At 62.0% G+C, this 1198-nt stretch carries 1 protein-coding gene; it reads right to left on the minus strand.

Going from position 1 to position 1198, the window contains the following annotated elements; all coding sequences use genetic code 11:
• On the minus strand, positions 1–1198 hold a 1198-nt coding region (locus tag ACO9S2_RS17650; RefSeq protein WP_423723739.1), incomplete at both ends, for an efflux RND transporter permease subunit.

A 1198-nucleotide genomic window follows, 5' to 3' on the forward strand; every position in this document is an offset into this window, starting at 1 on the left:
TGATGGCGCAGCACGAATTCCAGTGAGTGCTTGTAGCCTTGGATCACGCGATCCATGAAACGGGCGAACAGGCGGCCGACTCGGGTGCCGCCTTCCTCATGTCCGCCGCTCTTGAGGAGCCGTGCGCACATCATCGGCGTCAGCGTCAGGGATACGACGGCCGAGACGACAACCGCGATCGTGAGGGTCAGCGCGAACTCGCGGAACATGCGTCCGACGAGCCCCGTCATGAACAGCAGCGGAATGAAGACGGCAATCAGCGACAGAGTCAGAGATATGACCGTGAAGCCGATCTCACGCGCGCCCTCGAGAGCCGCCTTCATCGGCTTCTCGCCCTTTTCGAGGTGGCGCACAACGTTTTCGATCATCACGATCGCGTCGTCGACGACGAAGCCCGTGCCGATCGTCAAGGCCATGAGCGACAGGTTATCGACGCTGAAACCGCAGAAATACATGACGCCGAACGTGGCGACGAGCGACACGGGAAGTGCGACGCCGGCAATGATCGTCGCCCGGATCGAGCGCAGGAACAGCAACACCACCATTACGACGAGGCCGACGCTTAGGACGAGGGTGAACTGTACGTCGTGGACGGACGCGCGGATCGTGCCGGTACGGTCGCTGACGATCTGAAGGTTGACGCCCGCGGGCATGCTGCGCTGGACGCGCGGCAGCTCATTCTTGATACGGGAAACAGTATCGATGACGTTGGCACCGGGCTGCCTCTGGATATCAACGATGACGGCCGGTTTGCCCTGATACCAGCCACCGACGCGCGTATTCTCCAGGCCGTCGCTGACCCGAGTGACATCCTTCACGCGCACCGGCGCATCATTGCGATAGGCAACGATGACGTCGTCGTAGGCCTTGGCATCCACGATCTGATCGTTTGCAGCGATCGTGAAGGACTGCTTGTCGCCGTCGAGTGAGCCTTTCGGCCCGGCAACGTTCGCGGCGCTGATCGCGGCACTGAGATCAGCCATGCTGAGGCCGTAGCTCGCCAGTCGCCTGACGTCCGCCTCGACGCGCACAGCCGGCTTGATGCCGCCTTCAATCGAGACATGGCCGACGCCGGAAACCGAGCTGAGGCGCTGCGCCAGCAACGTGTCGGCAAGATCGGAGAGAGACCTGAGCGACAGCGTATTGGATGTCAGCGCAAGCGTGACGATCGGCGTATCGGCCGGGTTCACCTTCGAAT

The organism is Nitrospira sp. NS4 (genome assembly GCF_049546785.1).
Lineage (GTDB): Bacteria > Nitrospirota > Nitrospiria > Nitrospirales > Nitrospiraceae > Nitrospira_D.